The organism is Stenotrophomonas sp. YJH_SMC_65 (assembly GCF_059369475.1).
Genome location: NZ_JCAFSR010000017.1, coordinates 17,858 through 40,665, shown reverse-complemented (window position 1 = coordinate 40,665; position 22,808 = coordinate 17,858). Strand labels below are relative to the sequence as shown.

General features: G+C 68.2%; 20 protein-coding genes. All 20 read right to left on the bottom strand.

Features of this window, described 5'->3' with window-relative positions; translation table 11 throughout:
* Nucleotides 1-1,497: HAMP domain-containing methyl-accepting chemotaxis protein (locus tag AC5P7A_RS21015; protein ID WP_495220570.1), on the bottom strand; the 1,497-nt coding region annotated here is incomplete at its 3' end.
* A gap of 371 nt (nt 1,498-1,868) precedes the next feature.
* On the bottom strand, nt 1,869-3,857 hold the full coding sequence (locus AC5P7A_RS21010) for a chemotaxis protein CheA (protein WP_495220569.1): 1,989 nt from the start codon (nt 3,855-3,857) through the stop codon (nt 1,869-1,871).
* Between the two features lie 45 nt (nt 3,858-3,902).
* Nucleotides 3,903-4,268, bottom strand: coding sequence for a response regulator (locus tag AC5P7A_RS21005; protein WP_005409521.1), 366 nt, complete (start codon nt 4,266-4,268; stop codon nt 3,903-3,905).
* On the bottom strand, nt 4,265-4,573 hold the full coding sequence (locus tag AC5P7A_RS21000; RefSeq protein ID WP_014647026.1) for an STAS domain-containing protein: 309 nt from the start codon (nt 4,571-4,573) through the stop codon (nt 4,265-4,267). The genes AC5P7A_RS21005 and AC5P7A_RS21000 overlap by 4 nt, the downstream gene beginning before the upstream one ends.
* 285 nt (nt 4,574-4,858) lie before the next feature.
* Complete coding sequence (locus AC5P7A_RS20995; RefSeq protein ID WP_495220568.1) at nt 4,859-6,124, bottom strand: chemotaxis protein CheW; 1,266 nt, start codon at nt 6,122-6,124, stop codon at nt 4,859-4,861.
* Entirely contained in the window at nt 6,121-6,903 is a 783-nt protein-coding gene (locus AC5P7A_RS20990) for a ParA family protein (protein ID WP_014647028.1), read from the bottom strand. Before AC5P7A_RS20990 ends, AC5P7A_RS20995 begins: the two co-directional genes overlap by 4 nt.
* A gap of 4 nt (nt 6,904-6,907) precedes the next feature.
* Nucleotides 6,908-7,924 (bottom strand): flagellar motor protein MotD, encoded by a 1,017-nt coding sequence (gene motD / locus AC5P7A_RS20985; protein ID WP_014647029.1) that lies wholly within the window; start codon nt 7,922-7,924, stop codon nt 6,908-6,910.
* A 1-nt stretch (nt 7,925) separates the two neighbouring features.
* On the bottom strand, nt 7,926-8,666 hold the full coding sequence (locus AC5P7A_RS20980) for a flagellar motor protein (protein WP_005409527.1): 741 nt from the start codon (nt 8,664-8,666) through the stop codon (nt 7,926-7,928).
* Nucleotides 8,667-8,756: 90 nt separating this feature from the next.
* Nucleotides 8,757-10,601, bottom strand: coding sequence for a chemotaxis protein CheA (locus AC5P7A_RS20975; protein ID WP_069116912.1), 1,845 nt, complete (start codon nt 10,599-10,601; stop codon nt 8,757-8,759).
* A gap of 2 nt (nt 10,602-10,603) precedes the next feature.
* Entirely contained in the window at nt 10,604-11,209 is a 606-nt protein-coding gene (locus AC5P7A_RS20970) for a protein phosphatase CheZ (protein ID WP_049441909.1), read from the bottom strand.
* Nucleotides 11,209-11,601, bottom strand: coding sequence for a chemotaxis response regulator CheY (gene cheY, locus AC5P7A_RS20965; RefSeq protein ID WP_005413247.1), 393 nt, complete (start codon nt 11,599-11,601; stop codon nt 11,209-11,211). Before cheY ends, AC5P7A_RS20970 begins: the two co-directional genes overlap by 1 nt.
* A gap of 57 nt (nt 11,602-11,658) precedes the next feature.
* Nucleotides 11,659-12,405, bottom strand: coding sequence for an RNA polymerase sigma factor FliA (locus tag AC5P7A_RS20960; RefSeq protein WP_014647032.1), 747 nt, complete (start codon nt 12,403-12,405; stop codon nt 11,659-11,661).
* On the bottom strand, nt 12,402-13,289 hold the full coding sequence (locus tag AC5P7A_RS20955) for a MinD/ParA family ATP-binding protein (RefSeq protein WP_005416424.1): 888 nt from the start codon (nt 13,287-13,289) through the stop codon (nt 12,402-12,404). Before AC5P7A_RS20955 ends, AC5P7A_RS20960 begins: the two co-directional genes overlap by 4 nt.
* On the bottom strand, nt 13,276-14,892 hold the full coding sequence (gene flhF, locus AC5P7A_RS20950) for a flagellar biosynthesis GTPase FlhF (RefSeq protein WP_346601573.1): 1,617 nt from the start codon (nt 14,890-14,892) through the stop codon (nt 13,276-13,278). The genes AC5P7A_RS20955 and flhF overlap by 14 nt, the downstream gene beginning before the upstream one ends.
* A gap of 145 nt (nt 14,893-15,037) precedes the next feature.
* On the bottom strand, nt 15,038-17,098 hold the full coding sequence (gene flhA, locus AC5P7A_RS20945) for a flagellar biosynthesis protein FlhA (RefSeq protein WP_153643679.1): 2,061 nt from the start codon (nt 17,096-17,098) through the stop codon (nt 15,038-15,040).
* 44 nt (nt 17,099-17,142) lie between these two features.
* Nucleotides 17,143-18,273 (bottom strand): flagellar biosynthesis protein FlhB, encoded by a 1,131-nt coding sequence (flhB, locus tag AC5P7A_RS20940; protein ID WP_014037101.1) that lies wholly within the window; start codon nt 18,271-18,273, stop codon nt 17,143-17,145.
* Between the two features lie 206 nt (nt 18,274-18,479).
* The gene (locus AC5P7A_RS20935) at nt 18,480-20,612 is read right to left on the bottom strand and encodes a putative bifunctional diguanylate cyclase/phosphodiesterase (protein WP_075076495.1); all 2,133 of its coding nucleotides are present in this window, start codon (nt 20,610-20,612) and stop codon (nt 18,480-18,482) included.
* A gap of 275 nt (nt 20,613-20,887) precedes the next feature.
* Nucleotides 20,888-21,679 carry a flagellar biosynthetic protein FliR gene (gene fliR / locus AC5P7A_RS20930; RefSeq protein ID WP_046430450.1) on the bottom strand — a complete coding sequence of 264 codons (792 nt, stop codon included), beginning with the start codon at nt 21,677-21,679 and terminating at the stop codon, nt 20,888-20,890.
* A gap of 13 nt (nt 21,680-21,692) precedes the next feature.
* Entirely contained in the window at nt 21,693-21,962 is a 270-nt protein-coding gene (locus AC5P7A_RS20925) for a flagellar biosynthetic protein FliQ (RefSeq protein WP_005413254.1), read from the bottom strand.
* Nucleotides 21,963-22,028: 66 nt separating this feature from the next.
* The gene (gene fliP / locus AC5P7A_RS20920) at nt 22,029-22,808 is read right to left on the bottom strand and encodes a flagellar type III secretion system pore protein FliP (RefSeq protein ID WP_014647039.1); all 780 of its coding nucleotides are present in this window, start codon (nt 22,806-22,808) and stop codon (nt 22,029-22,031) included.

The window sequence follows — 22,808 nt, the reverse complement described above, 5'->3', positions numbered from 1 at the left end:
CTCGGCGTTCTGGCGCACGGTGGAGGTCAGTTCCTCCATCGAGGCGGCGGTTTCTTCCAGGTTGGCGGCCTGCTGCTCGGTGCGGCGCGACAGGTCGCTGTTGCCGGAGGCGATCTCGCCGGCGGCCAGGGTGATGCTGGAGGCGCTGGCCTGGATCTGGCCGACGATCTGGGTCAGCTGTGCAACGGTGGTGTTGGCATCATCCCGCATGCGCGCGAACACGCCATTGAACTGGCCTTCCATGCGCGCGGTCAGGTCGCCGGCGGCGATCGACTGCAGCAGCTGCGAGAGCTGGCCGAGGTTGCCGTCGGCCACCTGCATCATGGTGTTGAGATGCTCGATCATCAGCTTGAAGTCATGCTGGAAACGCTGTGCGTCGCCGCGCTGGCTGAAGTCACCGGCAGCGGCCGCCGCGGCCAGCTGCTGGATCTGCGAATTGATCGCCAGCAGGCTGGCCTTGGCCGCGTCCATCGATTCGTGCAGGATCGCGCGGCTGCCGGGCAGGCGGCGTGCATCCGGGGTGAGATTGCCGATGGCGTACTGGTTGAGCACGTCAATGGCATCGCGGATCGCATCCAGGTGCTCGAAGATCACCGTATTGATGCCGCCGGCCAGCTGGCCATAGACACCCGGGAAATCTTCCGGAATGCGATGGCTGATGTCCGGTCCCGCGTGCATCTGTGCCATCAGCTGGGTCTGCTCGCTGAAGCGGCGGAGCATTGCGGTCATCTCGGTCGTGGCGGCCAGCATCCTGCCGGCTTCGTCCTTGCTGGTGGCCTGGGTGCTGACGCTGAGGTCGCCGCGGGCAACCGCCTGGATGGCATGCACGGCCTTGCCCAGCGGGCCGGTCACTGCACGCGAGATGACGATGGCCAGCGCGGCGGCCACCAGCGACAGCAGCACGATGCAGCCGATGATGGCGATCATGCTGGTGCGATGGGTGGCGTTGGCGTCGGCGATCTTGCCGTCCATCTGCCCGGCGATGTGGGTGCCCAGTGCCTTCATCGCAGCGAACAGGTCGCGGCGCGCCGGGCGTGACTGCTCATCGGAGATCTGCTGGGCCTGCGCGCCATCACCGGCGGCCACGGCGTCGCGCATCGCCTTGTTGGCGGCGAAGTAGCGATCCAGCTGGGTGCTGGCGGCGCGATAAAGTTCGCGCTCCTTGTCCAGCGCCGGCAGCGCCGCGTACGCCGCCAGTTCGTCATGTACGGCCTTGGCGGTGTCGTCCATGCGCTTGTTGTAGTCGGCGACCTTCTCCGGCTGGTCGAGCATGCTCAGCTGGGCCAGTTCGTAGGTGCGGAACTCACCGAGCTGCGAGCGCGCCTCGCCCAGGTGCTGGACCGAGGGGATGTCGTTGCCGGCCATCTCGCGCAGCTGCGCGTTGGCTTCGCTCAGTCGCAGCAGGGCGAACGCGCCGAGGACCAGGGTCATCAGGGTGGTAAGGGTGAACCCCACGGCCAGCTTGCGGGCGATGGGCAGATCTTGGAACCACTTCATGCAGGGTGCTCCAGGTGGGCAGAGTGCCGGCGTCTGTGCGCCGGTTTGGGGGTGGTTGCAGAGCGAACGGTGGTGCCCGGTGGGGTTCGGTGACGGCCGTCAAAGCGAAATAGCGGCGCAGTCCGGATGGACTTTATGGACGCATGTCACATTCGGTGGCGTAGGGATGACGGCGCGGAAGTGGCGCAGCGGCGGGGCTTTCGCTTGCATGGCGTAGTTGCATGCGAAAGCACGGCGCCGACGGAGTTCACGGAAGAGGTGGGGTCAGATCCCTTTCCGCAGGAAAGGGATCTGACCCCACCGCCGGGGAGCGCGCAAACAAAAACCGCCGCCCCGAAGGGCGGCGGTCCAGTACACGCATGCAGTGTGGATCAGGCGGCCTGCGGCATCCGCAGTGAACGCACCAGCCCGCCGATGTCGACGATCAATGCGACGCGGCCGTCGCCGAGAATGGTCGCACCGGACACCCCGCCGATGCGGCGGTAGTTGTTCTCGATGTTCTTCACCACCACCTGCTGCTGGCCGACCAGTTCGTCCACTTCCAGGGCGATCTTCTGGCCATCGCCTTCGACCACCACCACCAGCGATTCGCTGCCGGGTGCACGGTTGCCGTAGCCGTAGTACTCGCTCAGCGACAGGATCGGCAGGTATTCACCGCGCACGCGCAGCACGCGGCCTTCGCCGGCCATGCTGCGGATGTCCTCGGCTTGCGGCTGCAACGCCTCAAGCACATAGGCCAACGGCAGGATCAGGGTCTCACCGGCTACCGCCACGGTCATGCCATCGAGGATGGCCAGGGTGAGCGGCAGGCGGATCAGCGTGCGGGTGCCAGCGCCGAGGCTGCTTTCAATCTGCACCTCGCCCCCCAACGCCTGGATGTTGCGGCGGACCACGTCCATGCCGACGCCACGACCGGACAGGTCAGTGACTGCATTGGCCGTGGAGAAGCCGGGCTGGAAGATCAGGTCCCAGACCTGCGAATCGGTCGGGTTGTCCGGCACCGCCAGGCCGCGCTCGGTGGCCTTGGCCAGGATCTTGGCGCGGTCCAGGCCGCGACCGTCGTCGCTGACTTCGATGACAATGTGGCCGCCCTGGTGCGAGGCCGCCAGGGTGATCGTGCCGGTTTCGTCCTTGCCTGCACCGCGGCGCACGTCGGGCATTTCCAGGCCGTGATCGATCGAGTTGCGCACCAGGTGCACCAGCGGATCGGCGATCTTCTCGATCAGGCCCTTGTCCAGCTCGGTACCTTCGCCGACGGTGCGCAGCCGCACCTGCTTGCCGAGGCGGCTGGACAGGTCGCGGACCAGGCGCGGGAAGCGACGGAACACCGCATCGACCGGCAGCATGCGCACGCCGATCACCGCTTCCTGCAGGTCGCGGGTGTTGCGTTCAAGCTGGTCCAGGCCAGCGAACAGGCTCTCGGCGTGGACCGGGTCCAGCGCATGCGAGACCTGCTTGAGCATGGCCTGGGTGATGACCAGTTCGCCGACCAGGTTGATCAGCGCGTCGACCTTGTCGACGCTGACGCGGATGGAGGTTTCCGCTTCCTGGCTGGCGCCACCGCTGGCGGCAGGCGCGGCGGGTGCCGACGGCGACGCTGCCGCCGGAGCGGGAGCAGCCGCGGCCGGCGCCTGGGTGGCCAGGCTCGGCGGTGCGGCCGGACGGATGTCCAGCTCGCAGTCGTCCAGTACCCACGCGAAGGTGTCTTCGATCTTGCTGCGCGGCACCTTGCCGACCAGACCCAGGTCCCACGCCAGGTGTGCTTCGAGCGGATCGAGCTGGGCGAAGCCCGGCAGGCGGTCCATGCGCGCGGCGACCTGCAGCGAACCGAGGTGTTCCAGTTCGCGGATGATGCGCAGCGGGTCGTTGCCGCTCATGAACAGCGACGGCGCCGGGGTGAAGCCGATCTGCCAGGCTTCCGGCGTATCGTCCACCTTGGCTGCGGCGGCCGCCGGGGCGCTCGCTGCGGCCTGGCCGGACAGAACCGCTTCCAGGCGTGCCTTCACCGCAGCGACGGCAGCCGGATCGGCAGCCTGGCCATGTTCGGCTTCGCGCAGCAGGGCGCGCAGCACGTCCACCGAAGACAGCATGGCGTCGACGGCGTGGCCTTCCAGTGCCCGCTTGCCGGCGCGCAGCTCATCGAGCAGCGTTTCCAGCACGTGGGTCAGGCCGGCGATCGCGTCGAAGCCGAAGGTGCCGGCGCCGCCCTTGATCGAATGGGCAGCGCGGAACACCGAATTGATGATCTCCGCGTCCTGCTGCCCCGATTCCAGGGCCAGCAGGCCAGCCTCCATCGCGTCGAGGCCTTCGCGGCTCTCCTCGAAGAAGGTGGCGTGGAAGCGTTGCAGGTCCATGCTCATGGCAGTGGTGGTCCGGAAGCGAAGAGGGGGAGCGGTGCCGGGCGATCAGCCCAGCACTTTCTGCACGGTGGCGACCAGCTGTTCGGGATTGAACGGCTTGACCAGCCAACCCGTGGCGCCAGCGGCCTTGCCTTCGGACTTCTTGTCGGCGGCAGATTCGGTGGTCAGCATCAGCAGCGGGGTGAACTTGTAGTCCGGCAGCTGGCGCAGTTCGCGGATCAGCGCGATGCCATCCATGTTCGGCATGTTGACGTCGGTAACCACCGCATTGAAGCGCTGGCCCTTGGCGCGACCGAGCGCGACCGCGCCGTCTTCAGCTTCTTCGACGGCAAAACCGGCCGAGGTGAGGGCGAAGGACACCATCTGGCGCATCGACGCCGAATCGTCCACCACCAAGATACGTGCGCTCATGCAGCGTTCTCCACAGATTTCAGGTTGTCATGGGTTACGTCCAGGCCGAGGGCCTGGGTGACGCCCAGCAGGCGCGCGGCGTCACGGAAGGTTGCAGTGCAACCGTGGAAGCCGGTGCCCAGGCCTGCCTCGCGGCGGGCCTGCACGAACGCACACAGCACCTGCACGGCGGCCGTGTGGATGCGGGCGACCTGGCTGGCATCCAGGGTCAGCTCGCCTGCCTGCTCCACCAGGGGGGCAAGGCGGTTCTTGAGCTCGGTAGTGCTCTCGATGCCGAGATCCCCACCCAGTTCGACAGTGCTCATCGTTGCTCCGGACAAACGGTTCCGTGATCCATAACGGCACCCCGGTGGGGTTCTTTAGAAGAATCGACGCGGTGCGTCGATGCGGTCGCTGTTGAAAAGGGGACGGAGGGGATTAAGTCGCAAGCGACCTGGCTCTGCCGCAGCCCCCTCGGCAACGGCGACCGCGCAGTGGGGACGCAAGGTGTTGATCCAACCGATCAACTCCTTGCGTCCCCGACAGGCACCGCTTCGGCGCCAAGCGCCGAGCCACTTGCGACTTAATCCCCTCCGTCCCCTTTTTGGGGGTCAGCTCAACAGCCGTGTGGCGTCGAGCAGGATCATCGGGCGCTGGCTGACCCGGGCCACGCCGCGGAACAGGTCGTTGGAAATCTGGCAGATGCGTGCGGTATCGGGAGGTTCGATCTGCGAATCGGTGAGGTTGGCGACATCTTCCACCGCCGACACGCGCAGGCCGATGGTCTCGCCGTCTTCTTCCAGCACCACGATGCGGGTCTGGGCGTCGTCCTCGGCGGCAGCCGCGCCCAGGTGCAGGCCCAGGTCCATCACCGGGACCACCTGGCCGCGCAGGTTCATGATGCCCAGCATGGCGGCAGCGGTGCCGCGCAACGGCAGCAGCGGCACCGGCAGCACGACCTCCTGGACCTTCAGCAGTTCCAGCGCATAGGCCTGGGTGCCGCAGCGCAGGCGCAGCCAGCGCGAGGTGCGTTCACCGGCACGACGGTTCTGCGGATGCGGGCTGCGGGCCGGTTGGTGGGCCTGCGCCTGCAGCTCCTGCCAGGTGCCGGGGCGGTTGCCTGCGGGTGCATCGACGGCGACGCGCGGCGGCGGCGTGGCGGCGCGTGCGGCCGGGGCCGGTGCAGGGCGTGCCGCCGGGGGGGGCACCGGCGCTGCGACCACGGCGGGCGGCGGCGCAGGCACGTCTTCGCCACCAGCGGCCGCCTCGAAGGCGGCCTGCAGGCCGGGGCTGTCGGTGTGGGCGAGACGATGGCTGTCCGCCGGGTCGGTCTCGTAGATCACTTCGTCCGGCAGATCGTCCCAGGTCGGTTCCGGGCCGGTGTTCGCAGCGGCCGCAGCGGGTGCCGGCGCGGTTTCGTGGATGACCTCGTCGGGCAGGTCATCCCAGGTCGGCTCGCGTTCGGTGGACCCGGCGCTGGCCGGCGCGGCGGCGGCCTCGAAGGCGGCCTCCAGTGCAGCCTCATCCTCGGCCGGGGCCGCGACGACGGCATCCGTTTCGTTGATCACTTCAGCGGGCAGGTCGTCACACGTGGGTTCGCGTTCGGCATCGATCACGCTGACGGGCGCGGACGCGGCATCGAAAGCGGCTTCCAGTGCGGCATTGTCCACGGCAGGGGCAGCGGCAACGCTCTCGGTTTCGGTTTCGTAGATCACCTCGGCCGGCAGGTCATCCCAGGTGGGTTCGCGTTCGGCGGCGGCTTCGGTGGCCGTGGCCGGGGCGGTGCTGATTGGCGCGGGGAGGGGAGCGGCGGCCGGGGCGATCGCCTCGCCCAGCAGTTCGTCCAGGTAGTCGTCGAGGATGCCGGTGCTGTTCATGCGGCCTGCTCCAGGGCGCGGGCATCCTCGCCGAGGATCCAGTTCAAGGCGCGCCGGTAGGCAGCCAGGCCACGCCCCGGGTAGTCTTCGCCGACGCTCGGCAGGGTCAGCCCGGCGGCGTTGCTGATGCGGGTGTCGATCGGAATCGCGTCTTCCCAGACGCGGCTGCCATGGCGGTCCTGCATGGTGCGCAGCGACTCGTTGCCGGCGCGGGTGCGGCGGTCGAACAGGGTTGGCAGGATCGAGATCGGCAGCGGCCGGCGGCGCGAACGCTCGACCATCTCGCCGGTGCGGACCATGCCATCCAGGCCGTGCAGCGCCAGCGGCTCGGCCTGGGTCGGAATGATCAGGCGATCGGCGGCAGCCAGTGCGTTGATCATCAGCAGGCCGAGCGTCGGTGCGCAGTCCAGCAGGATGTAGTCGTGCTGGCCCTGGTGGCGCGCCAGCGCGTTCTGCAGGGCCAGGCCGAGGCCGGGTTGGTTGGCGCTACGGCGTTCCAGCGTGGCCAGCGCGGACTGCGCGCAGACGTAGTCCAGGCCCTGGATGTTGCTGGCATGGCACAGGCCGGACAGGTCCGCCGGCGGTGCGCCGAACAGCTCCAGCACGCCGGCCGGCGGCGGGTCCACCGGCACGCCGAAGGCGCGGCTGAGCGAAGCATGCGGATCGAGGTCGATCAGCAGCACGCGATGGCCGAGCGCGGCCAGGCCGCGGCCGAGGGCGAGGGTGGTGGTGGTCTTGCCGACTCCGCCCTTCTGGTTGGCGACTGCCCAGATGCGCATCGGATTACTCCTTCATTGCCGGGGGAACGGCGGCGCCGACGCGGCTGCCAGCCGGCACCGGTGGCAACGTCACCGGTGCGATGGGGGAGGTGGGGGCGCTGGCCGGCGTTGCGGCGGCCTGTTCGGTGACGGTGCTGCCGGTGGCGCCGGTGGCTGCGTTCAGGCGCTGGCCGAGCGGGTCCACCGAATGCGAGGTGTCGGCCAGGATGATGACCATCACCCGGCGGTTGCGGTTGCGGCCCTGTGCGCTGTCGTTCTCTTCGCGCGGGCGGAACTGGCCATAGCCGACCATCGCCAGCCGCGACGGCTGCACACCCTGGTCGGCGAACAGATGCACCACGCTGGCGGCGCGCCCGGCCGACAGCTCCCAGTTCGACGGGAAGGTGGCGGTAGCGATCGGCACGTTGTCGGTGTGGCCTTCCACGCGCACGCTGTTGGGCACGTCGCGCAGCACCTCGGCCAGGCTGGCCAGGGTCTGCCGCGCATGTACGTCCAGTGCGGCCGAGCCGGTGGGGAACAGGATGTCGCTGTTGATCTCGACCTCGATCCACAGTTCCGTGCGGCGCACGCTGATCATGCCGCGGTCGATCAGCGGCGCCAGGGCGGCGGTGAGGCGGTCGGCAATCGTGTTGAGCTGGCGCTCGGCACGGGCGATCTGCTCCTGGTTGTGCACCGACACCGGCATGCGCATCTGCGAGGCCATCGACGGCAGCAGCGTCGGGTCGTGCGAGGGCGCCGGCGCGGACGGTCCGATCTTGGTGCCGGACTTGATCACCGACGGGCTGTCCCAGCCGCCACCCTGCACCTGCTTGTTGCCCACCTGCACCGGATTGATCGTGCGCGGCGCGCCACCGAAGGCATCGGTGAGCGCGTCGGCCATGATCCGGTACTTGCCCTCGTTCACCGACGAGATCGCGTACATGACCACGAAGAAGGCGAGCAGCAGCGTCATCAGGTCGGCATAGGGGATCGCCCATGCTTCGTGGTTGGCGTGCTCTTCGTGGTGCTTGCGGCGGGCCATGTCAGTGCAGGAAGCCGGAGAGGTTGGTTTCGATGTTGCGCGGGTTCTCGCCCTGGGCGATCGAGATCAGGCCTTCGATGACCATTTCGCGGTCGCGCGTGTTGTGCGAGATCACGCTCTTGAGCTTGGCGGCGATCGGCAGGAACAGCAGGTTGGCCGAGGCGATGCCGTAGATCGTGGCGGTGAACGCCGCAGCGATGCCGTGGCCGAGCTTGCTCGGGTCGGCCAGGTTCTTCATCACCGCGATCAGGCCCAGCACGGCGCCGATGATGCCGAGCGTCGGTGCGTAGATGCCCATCGCTTCGAACACCTTGGCGCCGGCCTGGTCCTGGTGTTCCTGGCTGCCCAGTTCGATTTCCAGCATGTGCCGCATCGATTCGGGCTCGACACCGTCCACCAGCAGCTGCAGGCCCTTGCGCAGGAACGGGTCCTGCTGCGCTTCCACCTGCGATTCCAGGCCGAGCAGGCCCTGGCGGCGGGCGATGTTGCTCCACTCGACGATCTGCTGGATCAGTTCGCGGCGATCGCTGTGCGGCGGGCGCACGACCCAGCGCACGATCTTGAACGCATGCTTGAACACCGCCGGCGAGGTGTGCAGCAGGATCGCGGCAACGGTGCCGACGATGACGATCACGAACGCCGCAGGCGACCACAACGACGCCAGGCCGGCGCCCTTGAGGATGCTGCCACCGACCAGCGAGGCCAGGGCGAGAAAGAGTCCAATGAGGCTGAGTCTATCCATGGATCCGGTATCGGCTTGTATGAATGGGACTTGAGACACCGGTACGGGCTACTGGTGCGACTTCACGGTTTTACGGGTTCAGCAAGCGGGTCAGTCGTGCGGGCTGCGCAGGCCATCCACATCCAGGATCAGCGCCATGCGACCATCGCCGATCAAGGTTGCACCGGCGTAACCACGCAGGCCGCGCAGGGCCTTCGGCAGTGGCTTGATGACCACTTCCTCGCGCCCACGGACTTGGTCCACAACCAGGCCGAAGCGCGCTTCGCCGGCCTGCAGCACCACGATGGTCAGCAGGGTCGATGCGGCCGGCGTCACATCCAGCCACTGCCGCAGATCGACCAGCGGCAGCGTGTGCGAACGGCGGTCGAGCACGGCACGGCCATCGAACCAGCCCAGCGAGGTGCGCGGCGCGTGCAGTACCTCCATCACGCGCGCCAGCGGCAGCGCATAGACGTCCTCGCCGGCCTGCACCAGCAGGGTCGGCAGGATCGCCAGGGTCAGCGGCACGCGGATCAGGAAGCGGCTGCCGCGGCCCAGCTCCGACTGGATCTGGATCTGCCCGCTGAGTTCGCGGATGCGCGACTGCACCACGTCCATGCCGACGCCGCGCCCGGAAATATCCGTGACCTGCTGCTTGGTCGAGAAGCCGGGCAGGAACACCAGGTGCAGGCACTCCTCGCTGCTCAGGCGGGCGGCGGCTTCCGGATCGATCAGGCCCTTCTCGCGTGCCTTCGCGCGCAGCTTTTCCGGATCGATGCCGGCGCCATCGTCCTGCACCTCGATGCTGACGTAGTCACCTTCCTGCTGCGCCGACAACCGCACATGGCCCATCCGCGGCTTGCCCTGCGCTTCGCGCAGGTCGGGCATTTCCACGCCATGGTCGATGGCGTTGCGGACCAGGTGCACCAGCGGGTCGGCCAGCGCTTCGACCAGGTTGCGGTCGAGCTCGGTCTCGGCGCCGATCAGCTCCAGGTCCACTTCCTTCTTCAGCGAGCGGGCGACGTCGCGGGCGACCTTGGGGAAGCGCGAGAATACCTTGCCCACCGGCTGCATGCGGGTGCGCATCACCGCCGACTGCAGGCGCGCGGTGGCGATGTCCAGGGTGGACACGGCGCGGTCCAGCTCCTCGTCGCGCAGGCGCGCACGCAGGGTCTTGAGCCGGTTGCGCGACAGCACCAGTTCGCCGATCAGGTTGACGATCGCATCCAGGCGCTTGGTGTCCACGCGCACGGTGTGTTCGGCTTCGGCCAGCGGCTTGGCGGCCGGCTTGGCCACCGGTGCCGGTGCGGCGGCCGGGCGCGGGGCGGCGATCGGTGCCGGCGCCACCGCAGCCGCGGGCCTGGCGCCGGGTGCGGCGCCACCGTGCAGCTGGTCGAGCAGGGCTTCGAACTCATCTTCGCTGATCAGGCCGTCGTCGGCCTTCTTTGCCGGCGCCACCGCAGTCGGTGCGTTGCCACCGTGCAGCTGGTCGAGCAGCGCCTCGAACTCGTCATCGGTGATCAGGTCGCCGGCACCGGCCGCCGGTGCGGCGGCAGCGGCGGCAGGCGCTGCTGCACCGCCATGCACGTCGAACTGGGCGATCAGGTCCGGCGGTGCATAGCCCGGCTCGGTGCCGGAAGACACGGCATCGAGCATCGACTGCAGGTAGTCCAGCGATTGCTGGGCGGCGTCGAAGTGATGGGCCTGCAGCACGGCCTGGCCGGCACGTGCAGCGCCCAGCGCTTCTTCAGCGGCGTGGCACAGCTCGACCATGGCGGTGACACCGAGGAAACCCGCGCCGCCCTTGAGCGTGTGGTAGCCCCGGAACACCGCGTTGAGCTGTTCGGTGTCCTGCGGTGCCTGCTCCAGCGACACCAGCTGTTCGCCGAGGCGATCCAGGATTTCCTGTGCCTCGATGATGAAATCGGCAGTGATGTCGTCGGATACCGCGCTCATGCTTACAGCCCCAGATCCGACAACAGGTCGTCGGCGTCGTTCTGCGAGACCGCGTGGCGGTCCAGTCCCTTCAGTGCCGGCCCGGCCAGTTCCGGGTCGGTGCGATGCTGTTCCGGCGGCAGGCCGAGCGCGCCGAAGCCTTCATGCACGCGGCGGACGATGCCGACCACGCGACGGATGATCTGCCCGGTCAGGTCCTGGTAGCTCTGGGTCAGGGCGATCTCGGTCAGGTTGTGGCGGATGCGCTCGAGCTGCACGTCCTGGCCTGGCTGCAGGCCTTCGGCGCGCAGCTGCTCGGTCAGGCTGCGGCATTCCTCGGCCAGGTCCAGGGTGCGGTGGGTAGCCTGTTCGGTCATCGCCACCACGTGGTCCAGACGTGCGCACGCATCGTCCAGTTCGCCGGCCTCGCTGGGCACGGTCGGCAGTTCGCCCAGGGCCTGCCCCAGCTCGCGGGCCAGCCGCGAGAGGCCGCTCATCATCGGCTGCGTGCGCAGCGCGACCAGTCCGTCGATGCGTTGCCGCCAGGCGGCTTCGTCACCGGACTCCAGGGCATCCAGGGCTTCCTGCAGTCGCAGGGCGAGGGCGTTCTTGTCGACCGTGGTATCCATCAGGCGCTGGCCGCCAGGCGTTCGAAGATCTTGCCCAGCTTCTCTTCCAGCGTCTGCGCGGTGAACGGCTTGATGATGTAGCCGTTCACGCCGTTCTGGGCCGCTTCGATGATCTGCTCGCGCTTGGCTTCGGCGGTGACCATCAGCACCGGCAGGGTCTTCAGCTTGGCGTCGGCACGGATCGCCTTGAGCAGTTCGATGCCGGTCATCACCGGCATGTTCCAGTCGGTGACGACGAAATCGAAGGGCTGGCTCTGCAGCAGCGACAGCGCGGCATGCCCGTCCTCGGCTTCGGCGGTGTTGGTGAAGCCCAGATCGCCCAGCAGGTTCTTGACGATTCGACGCATGGTCGAGAAGTCGTCGACGATGAGGATGCGCATGTTCTTGTTCAAAGCAGAGTTCCTTTGTTGTTCATTCCGGGCGACCGGGGGCAGTCGCCTCGGGGATGTTCATTCTTCCAGGCCGGCGTCGACGGCCTCGAAAATCTTCAGGCGGCCGCGCAGGCGCAGCACGGCCTGGCCATGGATCTGGCAGACCCGCGACTCGCTCACGCCGAGCACCGCGCCGATCTCCTTCAGGTTCAGCTCCTGCTCGTAGTACAGCGAGAGCACCAGCTGTTCGCGCTCGGGCAGGTGGCCGATGGCCTTGCCCAGCTCGCGACCGAACTCGCCGCGCTCCAGCACCTGCTGCGGGGTCGGGCCGCCCTGGGCGACGGTATCCAGTTCGCCCTGGTCTTCGATGCGCGACTCCAGGCTCAGCACCTGGCCACGTGCGGCGTCTTCCATCAGCCTCAGGTACTCGGGCAGCGGCATCTCCATCGCGGCGGCCACTTCGGTGGCGCTGGCGGCACGGCCCGTGCTCTGTTCCAGGCGGCGGATGGTGGCGGCGGCATCACGGGCACGGCGGTGCACCGAGCGCGGCACCCAGTCGCCACGGCGGATCTCGTCGATCATCGAGCCGCGGATGCGGATCGATGCATAGGTCTCGAACGAGGCGCCCTGGTCGGCGTCGTAGCTGCGCGAGGCTTCGATCAGGCCCATCATGCCGGCCTGGATCAGATCATCGACTTCGACGCTGGCCGGCAGGCGCGCGGCCAGGTGGTGGGCGATGCGTCGCACCAGGTCCGAATGCTGGGCGATGACCTCGTTGGCCGCCGAGCGCTGGACTTCCCTGTACTGGTGGGCTGCGCCTTTCATGCGGCCACCCCACGCTGCTTGAGGATGCGTTCGAGGAAGAACTCGACGCCACCGCGCGGTTCGGTCGGTGCCTGCCAACGCGCGGTGCGGCGTGCGATCTCGGTGATCGCCAGCGCCGACGGGCTGGATGGATAGGCCTTCACCACCGGCTGCTGGCGCTGCACCGACAGGCGCAGCCAGTCATCCTGCGGCACGCAGCCCAGGTAGTTCAGCGAGACATCGGCGAGGAACTTCTCGCAGACGCGGGTCAGCTTCTCGTACAGCACGCGGCCCTCGTTCGGGTCGCGCACCATGTTGGCCACCACCTGGATGCGGTCCACGCCGCGCTCGCGCGACAGCACCTTGATCAGTGCGTAGGCGTCGGTGATCGAGGCCGGTTCGTCACAGACCACCACCACGGTGTCCTGCGCGGCCTGGCAGAAGGTCAGCACGCCGTCGGTGATGCCGGCGGCGGTATCGACCACCATGATGTCCAGCTCGCGTTCCAGTTCGGAGAACACGTTGACCAGGCCGACATGCTCGGCCGGGGCAAGCTCGGCCATGTGCCGGCGGCCGGAAGCGGCCGGGACCACCAGCACGCCGTTCGGGCCTTCGACGATGACGTCGTCCAGCGAGCAGCGGCCGGCCACCAGGTCGGCCAGCGTAAAGGTGGGGTTCAAGCCCAGGATCACGTCGATGTTGGCCAGGCCGAGGTCGGCGTCCAGCAGCAGCGTGCGCTTGCCCATGCCGGCCAGCGCCACCGCCAGGTTGGCGGACACATTCGTCTTGCCCACGCCGCCCTTGCCGCCGGTCACGGCGATGGTGCGCACAGGGCCGAGCGGCTCGCTGCGGGTGGCCGACAGCGGGAAGGTCTTGGTCAGCTTGGCGTACTCACGCGACGGCATGGTTCAACTCCGGGTTGCAGGGCATATCGGCCGCTCGGCGCAAATCTTCAAGGCGAAGTACAAGATTGGCTGCACTGGCCCGGTGCAGGTCCTCCGGGACGTCCTGGCCATCGGTCACCCAGGTGATCGGCAGGGCGTGGTCCACGGCCACCGACAGGGCGTTGCCGAAGCGGCCGGTCTCGTCCAGCTTGCTCAGCACCAGGCCCTGCAGGTTGGCCGCACCGAAGCGGCGCACCACCTCGTCCATGTCGCCGAAGCTGGTGTTGGCCGGCAGCACCAGCAGGGTGCGCACCTGGCGCGCGGCGCGCAGCCACTGCAGCTGGGCGGCCAGGGCACGGTCGCGCGGGCCCAGGCCGGCGGTATCGATCAGCACCAGCTTGTAGTCCTTCAAGCGTTCCAGCAGCTGGTCCAGGTCGGTGCCGCTGTTGGCCTCGTGCACGGCGATGCCGAGCTGGCGGCCGTAGCCATACAGCTGTTCACGGGCGCCGATGCGGGTGGTGTCGGTGGTGACCAGGGCGACGTCACGCGGGGCGTGCTTCTCGGCGAAGCGCGAGGCCAGCTTGGCGATGGTGGTGGTCTTGCCGGCGCCGGTCGGGCCGACCAGCGCGATCACGCCGCCTTCCTCCAGCGGGTCGACCGGGGCGATCGGCAGCTTGCGCGAGATCAGCCCCAGCATCAGGCCGCGGCCACGATGGGCTTCGGTTTCCAGCGGGATCTGCATGGCCACGTCGCGGGCCAGCCCGGCGTCGAAACCGTACTCGTCCATCAGGTCCAGCGCGGTGGCGCGCACCGGGCTGCCACGCAGGCGCTCGTCGGTGAAGCGGTTCATCTCGCGCTCGATCACCTGGCGCATGCCGGCCACTTCCTGGCGCAGCTGGCGGATCTCGGCGTCGTCCTGGGCAACCACGGTCAGCGTCGGTGCCGGGGCCAGCATGGGGGCCGGGCTGGCTTCGACGGCGGCTTCGACCGCTGCCGGTTCGCTGGCGGCGATCCCGGGCTGCGCGTCGATCACGGCAGCGGTCGGCAGCGGCGGCGGCTGCACGGCCGGGGCCACGCTTTCGTGATGCGCCTCGTGCGGCGGGTCGATCTGGAAGCGCGCGCGGTTGGCCGGCACGGTGGCGGCCGGTGCAACGATGGCCTCGGCGAACGGCGCGAAGGTCTGGTCCGGCGGTGCCGGTTCGTTGACGGCGGCGCGGGCCAGGGTGGCGGCGAAGCCGGTGCTGCCCCGGGTCGGCACGATCTCGTCGGCGCTGTCCAGGGTGCGGCCGGTGGCACCGACGGCGGCGCGGGCGAGGGCGGCCACTGCCGAGGTGGTGGCCGCGACCGGTTCCGGCGCCGGGGTGCTGCTGCGGCGGCGGGTGACGGCGGCGATCACCGCGTCGGCGGCGGTGCGCGGCTTGGGTGCCGGCGGCGGTGCGACGTCACGGCGCGAGGCTTCCAGTGCACGCTGCACGGCGCTCTCGTCGTAGTTGGCGGCGGCGACGATCTCGATGCCTTCCTCGATCCGGCGGTTGGACAGGATCACGGCGTCAGGACCATGTTCCTTGCGCACCAGGTTCATGGCCGAGCGCATGTCGGCGGCGACGAATCGTTTGATTTTCATGCTGTGGTCACGGGGCGAAGACGGCGGGGTGGCGGTCGGAGAACTCGGGTGGTCGGTGGTCTGCACGGTGCGGGTTCCCCTTGGTATCTGTCTGTTGCGTTGGTTCGAAAGTGGTGTCTGTTTTCTGGCGCATCGCAGGGCGGCGTCAGCTGATCGTTCCGACCAGCTTCAGGCGCTTGTCCTCCGGCACCTCGCTGTAGGCCAGGACCGACAGCGACGGAACGCTGTGGCGGACCAGGCGGGCCAGCGCGGCGCGCACCGGGCCAGGTACCAGCACGACCGCGGGCTCGTTGCGGGCTTCCTGCTTGCTGACACATTCGGCCAGGCTCTGGTGCAGTCGCTCAGCGAGTCCGGGTTCCAGCGCGGCGCCGTTGCCCTGCGTGGACTCCTGCAAGACACGTTCCAATTGCGGGTTGAGGGTGAATACCGGCAGCTCCGCCGACATTCCAGCGATCTCCTGCACGATGAAGCGGCCCAGTGCGGTGCGAACAGCGGCGGTCAGCACGGCCGGGTCCTGGCTGCTGGGCGCATGTTCGACCAGTGCCTCGGCGATCTTGCGCAGCTGGCGGATCGGAATGCGCTCGACCAGCAGGTTCTGCAGCACGCGCACCACCGCCGACAGCGGCAACGCCTTCGGCGTCAGATCTTCGACGAGCTTGGGCGCGCTCTTGGCCAGGTTGGCCAGCAGGTGCTGCACTTCTTCGTGGCCGAGCAGTTCCGGCGCGTGCTCACGGATCAGGTGCGACAGATGGGTGGCGACCACGGTGGCCGGATCGACCACGGTGTAGCCCAGCGTTTCGGCCTGGGCGCGCTGGTGCGGCTGGATCCAGGTGGCGTCCAGGCCGAATGCGGGGTCCTTGCCGGCGATGCCTTCCAGCGCGCCGAGCGCGCTGCCCGGGTCCAGCGCCAGCTCGCGGTCGGGGTGGATCTCGGCGGTGGCCACCGGCACGCCGTGCACCAGCACGCGGTAGCCGTTGGCCGGCAGTTCCAGGTTGTCGCGGATGTGCACCGACGGGATCAGGAAGCCGACATCCTGGGTCAGCTTGCGGCGCACGCCCTTGATGCGCGCCATCAGTTCGCCGCCCTGGTTGCTGTCCACCAGCGGGATCAGCCGGTAGCCGACCTCCAGGCCCAGCGGATCGACCGGGCGCAGTTCGTCCCAGCTCAGTTCGGCAGTCGGTGCCGGTGCGGCCGGGCGGCCGAGTGCGTTGAGTGCGGCGGCATCGGTGCCACCGCCTGCCGCATCGGCAGCCGGCGCCTTGCCCTTGCGGTACAGCTTCCAGGCGATGAAGCCGAGGATCGCGGCCAGCGTCAGGAAAGCGACGTTGGGCATGCCCGGCACCAGGCCGACCACGCCGATGATGCCGGCGGTGATCGCCAGCGCGCGGTACTGGCCGAACACCTGTCCGGTCATGGCCTGGGCCATGTCCTGCGAGCGCGAGGCGCGGGTGACCAGCATCGCCACCGCGCTGGAGACCAGCAGGGCCGGCAGCTGCGCCACCAGGCCGTCACCGATCGACAGCAGGGTATAGGTCGCAGCGGCCTCGCCGAACGGCATGCCATGCTGCAGCACGCCCACCGCCAGGCCACCGAGCATGTTGATGAACAGGATCAGGATGCCGGCGATGGCGTCGCCGCGGATGAACTTGCTGGCGCCGTCCATCGCACCGTAGAAGTCGGCTTCCTCACGCACTTCCTCGCGGCGCAGCTTGGCTTCTTCACGCGTCAGCAAACCGGCGTTGAGGTCGGCGTCGATCGCCATCTGCTTGCCGGGCATCGCGTCCAGGATGAAGCGCGCGGTCACTTCCGAAACGCGGCCCGCACCCTTGGTAATGACCACGAAATTGATGATGGTCAGGATCGCGAACACCACGATGCCGACCGCATAGTTGCCGCCGATCACGAATTCACCGAAGGCGGCGATGACCTTGCCCGCGGCATCATGGCCGTTCTGGCCGTTCAGCAGGATCACGCGGGTGGAGGCCACGTTCAGCGCCAGCCGCAGCATGGTGGTGATCAGCAGCACGATCGGGAAGATGGTGAAGTCCAGCGGGCGCTTCACGTAGACCACCGCCAGCAGCACCATCAGCGAGATGGCGATGTTGAAGGTGAACAGCGCATCGAGCACCGGCGCGGCCAGCGGCACCACGACCATGGCCAGCAGGGCCAGCACGATCAGCGGCGCGCCAAGGCCCTGGCGGATCATTTCCAGGGCGCGGCGGGTGTTGAAACCGGCGGAGGGCTGGGCGCTCACGGGCGGCCTCCCTTGCCGAATTCATCCACCTGGATGTGCGGGGCGTCCGGCATCGGGCCAGTGCGCCAGGCGCGCAGCTGGTAGACGTAGGACAGGACCTGGGCGACGGCCGAATACAGTCTCACGGGGATTTCCTTTCCGAGTTGGCCTTCCCGATACAAGGCGCGTGCCAAAGGCGGGGCGGAGACGATCGCCACCTTGTTGCCGTCGGCCACTTCACGGATGCGCAGGGCGGTTTCGTCCACGCCCAGCGCGACCACGGTGGGGGCGTTCATGGCGCCGCCCTCGTACTTCAGGGCCACCGCGTAGTGGGTGGGGTTGACCACCACCACGTCGGCAGTGGGCACCGCCTCCATCATCCGGCGGTTGGCCATCTGCTGCTGCAGCTGGCGGATGCGGCCCTTCACCTCGGGGCTGCCCTCGCTTTCCTTCATTTCCCGGCGCAGTTCCTCGCGGGTCATCTTCAGCTTGCGCATCCAGTTCCAGCGCTGGTACGGCGCATCGATGGCGGCCAGCACCAGCATCGCGCCGGCGGTGGCCAGCAGCAGGCGCAGGGTGAAGCCCAGGCCATCGGTGATGGCGGTTTCCAGCGGGTGGTGGATCAGCCCGCGCAGGGTGTCGAAGCCGGTCCAGACCACCAGCCCGGCGGCGACGCCGACGAAGGCCACGCGCAGCAGCGATTTGGTGAATTCGGCAATCGCCTCCGGGCCATACAGGCGCTTGAGCCCGCTCATCGGGTTCATGCGGTTGATGTCGGGCAGCAACGCCTTCTGCGACCAGCGCAGGCCGCCCATCACCAGCGGGGCGACGAAGCTGGCCAGCAGGCAGACCAGCACCAGCGGTGCGATCACCAGCATGAACTGCAGCAGCAGGTCGCCGAAGTGGCCGAACAGTTCCTTCGGGTTCTGCCGCAGGCTCTGTTCGGGGCTGAGCGCGTGCTTCATCCAGGCCGTGGCGCCACGGCCGATCGAGCCGCTCATGGCCATCACCGCCAGCACGCCGGCGCCGAACACGGCGGCGGTGCCGAGTTCGCGCGAGCGCGGCAGGTTGCCCTGTTCACGGGCATCGCGCAGGCGTTTTTCGGTGGGTTGTTCGGTCTTTTCGCCGGCGGATTCGTTCTCGGACATCACAGGCACTGCGGCAGGGGGTGCCGGGGTGCGTGCAAGAACCGTTCCACGCCTGGCGTGGATCTACCGACGGCCCGTTCTGTAGAGCCGAGCCCACGCTCGGCTACGGTTGGGGCCAGGCGCGAAGCACAGCCGGGCATGAGCTCGGCTCTACAGGAGAGTGCCGCAGGAATCGTTCCGTGATGGCGGGCGCGCGTGGCCCGGTGTCAGCCGGGCGGGTATTGCGGCGGCGGGCTCTGTGCCAGTTCCACCCGCGGCCGGGGCAGGTCGTGCAGCTGCATGAAGCGCGCCGCATCCACCGGGCGGCCCAGCAGGTATCCCTGCAGGAAGTCGCAGCCCAGGCGTTCCAGGTAGGCGCGCTGCGCGGCGGTCTCCACGCCCTCGGCGACGATGTCCATGTCCAGCGCATGGCCCAGCGCCACGATCGCCGAGACGATCACAACGTCTTCGGCACTGTGTTCCAGGTCGCGCACGAACGCATGGTCGATCTTGATCTCGGTGGCCGGCAGCCGCTTCAGGTACAGCAGGCTGGAATAGCCGGTTCCGAAATCATCGATGGAGATGCCCACGCCCAGCGCCGACAGCGCCTGCAGCAGGCGAAGACTGGTATCGGTATCGCGCATGACGGTGCTTTCGGTGATCTCCAGCACCAGGTGGCGCGGGGCAATGCCATGGCGCTCGATCACCTCGCGCACATCCTGCAGCAGGTGCGGCGAACTGAACTGCACCGGCGACAGGTTCACCGACATCGACCAGCTTTCATGCCCGGTGTCGTGCCAGCGCCGCAGCTGCTGGCAGGCCTGGTCCAGCGCCCAGCGCCCGATCTCGTTGATCGCACCGCTGCGCTCGGCCAGGCGGATGAAGCGGTCGGGGGGAATCAGGCCGTGTTCCGGATGGCGCCAGCGGATCAGCGCTTCGGCGCCGGCCACCTTCTGCGTGGCCACGCGGATCTTCGGCTGATAGTGCAGGAACAGCTGCTCGCTGCCGATGGCGCGGCGCAGGTCGGCCAGCAGCCGGAACTGCTGCTCGGCACTGTCGTTCATCCAGTCGGCGAACAGCACGAAGGCGTTGCGACCGGACTCCTTGGCCTGGTACATCGCCGCGTCGGCGAAGGCCATCAACTGGCGCTCGCTGGCGGCGTGGTCCGGGCAGATCGCCACGCCGATGCTGGCGGTCACCTGCAGTTCGTTGTCCGGCAGCAACGGGCCGCTGCCCACCGCCTGCAGGATGCGCCGGGCCAGGGTCGGCAGGTCCTCGTCGTGCTCGATGCGCACCACCAGCACGAACTCGTCGCCGCCCAGCCGTGCCAGCATATCGTGCGGGCGCAGCAGCTGGCGGGTGCGTTCGGCCACCGCCACCAGCAGCGCATCACCGGCCTGATGGCCATAGGCATCATTGACCTGCTTGAAGCCGTCCAGGTCCATGAACATCACCGCGAAGCGGTTGCCGCCCTGTTCGGCCTCGGCCAGTGCCTGCACGATGCGCCGCTGCAGCAGCAGGCGGTTGGGCAGGCGGGTGAGAGGATCGTGCAGCGCGGCCTGGGTCAGTTCCTGCTGCGCGTCGGTCAACGAGGTGCTCAGCATCGAATTGCGCAGCCGCAGCAGTTGCGCTTCCACGCGCTGGTCCAGCCATGAGACCACCAGCACCACGGCCAGGATCGCCACGGTCAGCACTACCACCAGCATCGCCAGCCACTCGTTCTGCAGGCCATCGCCGACCGCCGCGCCGCAGACGCTGCCTTCCGGGAAGCGCGCAGCGGCCATGCCGGTGTAATGCATGCCGACGATGGCCAGGCCGAGCAGGCCCGCCGCCGCCAGTCGATCACCGATGCGGGTGCGCTGGGCGCGCAGCCGGAACGCCACGTACAGCGCGGTCCAGGAGGCAGCCACCGCCACCATCAGCGAGAACAGCAGCCAGCCCGGGTCGTAGTCGATTCCCGGCTGCATGCGCATTGCAGCCATGCCAACGTAATGCATGCCGGCGATGCCGGTGCCCATCAGCAGGGCGCCGACCGCCAATCGCGGGTGGGGCAGGGTGCGCAGCGAGACCAGCCACAGCGCGAACACCGATGAGGCGATGGCAAGCGCAAGCGAGAGCAGGGTGATGGGAAGGTCGTAGCCCAATGGAATGGGCAGGTCGAAAGCCAGCATGCCGATGAAATGCATCGACCAGATGCCCAGGCCCATGGCGAAGCCGCCGCCCAGCCGCCACCACCAGGCCGCGCCCCTGCCCGGTGCGGTCACCGTGCGCCCGGCCATCGCCAGCGCGGTGTATGAAGCCATCACGGCGACCAGCAGCGAGATCGCCACCAGCCACGGGTTGTACGTGCCTACCAGCATTCGTCAGTCTCCCGGACCTGCCTGTCGACGGAAACCACGGTGGGGCATGCATGAGGCAGGCCGACGCACGACGCCGGCCATGTGCGGCATCCCCCCGGTTGCCGCGCATTCACTCTAACGCGCAGACCGGGGGGGACTTCAAGCGGCAATACGTGAAATTGCGCCTCTGTAGAGCCGAGCCCATGCTCGGCTGCCTTCGGCAGGAGCGGCAGCCGAGCATGGGCTCGGCTCTACAGAAACAAATGCATGGCAAGCAGTAGAACGTGATGATCGGGTCAGTGTGTGACCGCGTCCGCAGCCTGGAAGGCGGCGTCGAACAGGCGCTGTACCGGCGGACCCATTTCCCCGGCCAGCAGGGCCAGCAGGAACAGGCCCAGCAGCAGCGAGACCGGCAGGCCCAGCTGGATCGGATTCAGCGCAGGGGCGGCACGCGCCAGCACGCCGAAGGCCAGGTTCACCGCCAGCATCGCTACGGTGAGCGGAATGGCCAGGCTCAGCGCGCCGCGCAGCACGGTCAGCAGGAAGGTCGGGGCGATGCTGAAGAAGGCGTGCGGATCGGGCAGTGGAGCACCGATCGGCAGTGCGCGGTAGCTGTCGACCAGCAAAGAGATCAACGCCAGGTGGCCGTTGGCGGTGAAGAACAGCAGGCCGAACAGCAGGTAGAACCACTGGCCGATCACACCTGAAGTGCCACCGCGCAGCGGGTCGCTCATCTGCGCGAAGGCCAGGCCGGTGCCCTGCGCGATCAGTTCGCCGGCCATCGCACCGGCTTCGAATACCAGCCGCAGCATGAAACCGATGGAAACGCCGATGGCCAGTTCGCGCGCGATGGTCAGCACCGTAGCCGCGTCGAAGCCGGTCCAGTCCGGTACCGGTGGCAGCAGCGGCGCCAGTGCAATGGCCAGGGTGCCGGCCAGTACCACGCGCACCCGCGACGGCACCGCACGCGTGCCGACCATGGGCATGGCCATGGCTACCGCGCCGATGCGCAGCATGGTCCACAGCACGGTGCCGATCATGCCGAAGGCCTGCAGGCCGTCGGCCGCCATCTGTGTCGCGGCATCCATCGAAGCGCGTGTCCTAGCCGATCAGGTGCGGAATGCGCTGGAACAGCAGCGTGGTGAATTCAACCAGGTGGCCGATCAGCAGGCTGCCCAGCGCGAACAGCACTGCGGTCAGCGCCGCCGCCTTGGCGACGAAGGCGATGGTCGGTTCATTGAGCTGCGTTGCAGCCTGCACGACACCGACCACCACACCCACCACCAGTACGGTGAGCAGCAGCGGGCCGGCCACCCACAGCACGGTGATCAGGCCGCCACGCAGTTCGGTCAAGGCAAGTTCGGGAGACATTCGGGTTCCACCTTCTTATATAGAGTCGAGCCATGCTCGACTGTCTTTCAATCGCGCCGGATCGCGTCACGCGGGATTGAAGCTGGCCGCCAGCGTGCCCACGGTCAGCACCCAGCCATCCACCAGCACGAACAGCAGGATCTTGAACGGCGCCGACACCAGCATCGGCGACAGCATCATCATGCCCATGGACATCAGCACGCTGGCGACGACCAGATCGATGATCACGAACGGAATGAAGATCAGGAAGCCGATCTCGAAAGCGGTCTTCAGTTCGCTGGTGACGAACGAAGCGACCAGCACCGGGAACGGGATCGCATCGGGGCTGGCGTAGGTGCCGTGCCCGGCGATGCCGGCGAAGGTCATCAGGTCGGTCTCGCGGATCTGCGCCAGCATGAACCCGCGCAGCGGCTGCGTGGTCAATGTCCAGGCGGTCTGGAAGTCGATGTCGCCGTTGAGATAGGGCGCCATGCCCGTGCTCCACGCCTTGTCCCAGGTCGGCATCATCACCATCGCGGTGAGGAACAGGGCCAGGCCCAGCAGTACCTGGTTGGACGGCGTCTGGCCGGTACCCAGTGCCTGGCGCAGCAGGCCCAGCACGATGATGATGCGGGTGAACGAGGTCAGCACCAGCAGCATCGACGGGATCAGGGTGATCGCGGTCATCAGCAGCAGGGTCTGCAGCGGCAGGCTGACCGGCTGGCCGCCGATCTTGCCGACGTTGACGTCCGGCAGCGGGGTGGCCGGGGCGCCGGGCGCGGCGAACGCCAGCACCGGCAACAGGCACAGGGCAAGCAACAGCAGCCACGGCATCAGGGTGGCAACACGGGTACGGGTGACACGCAT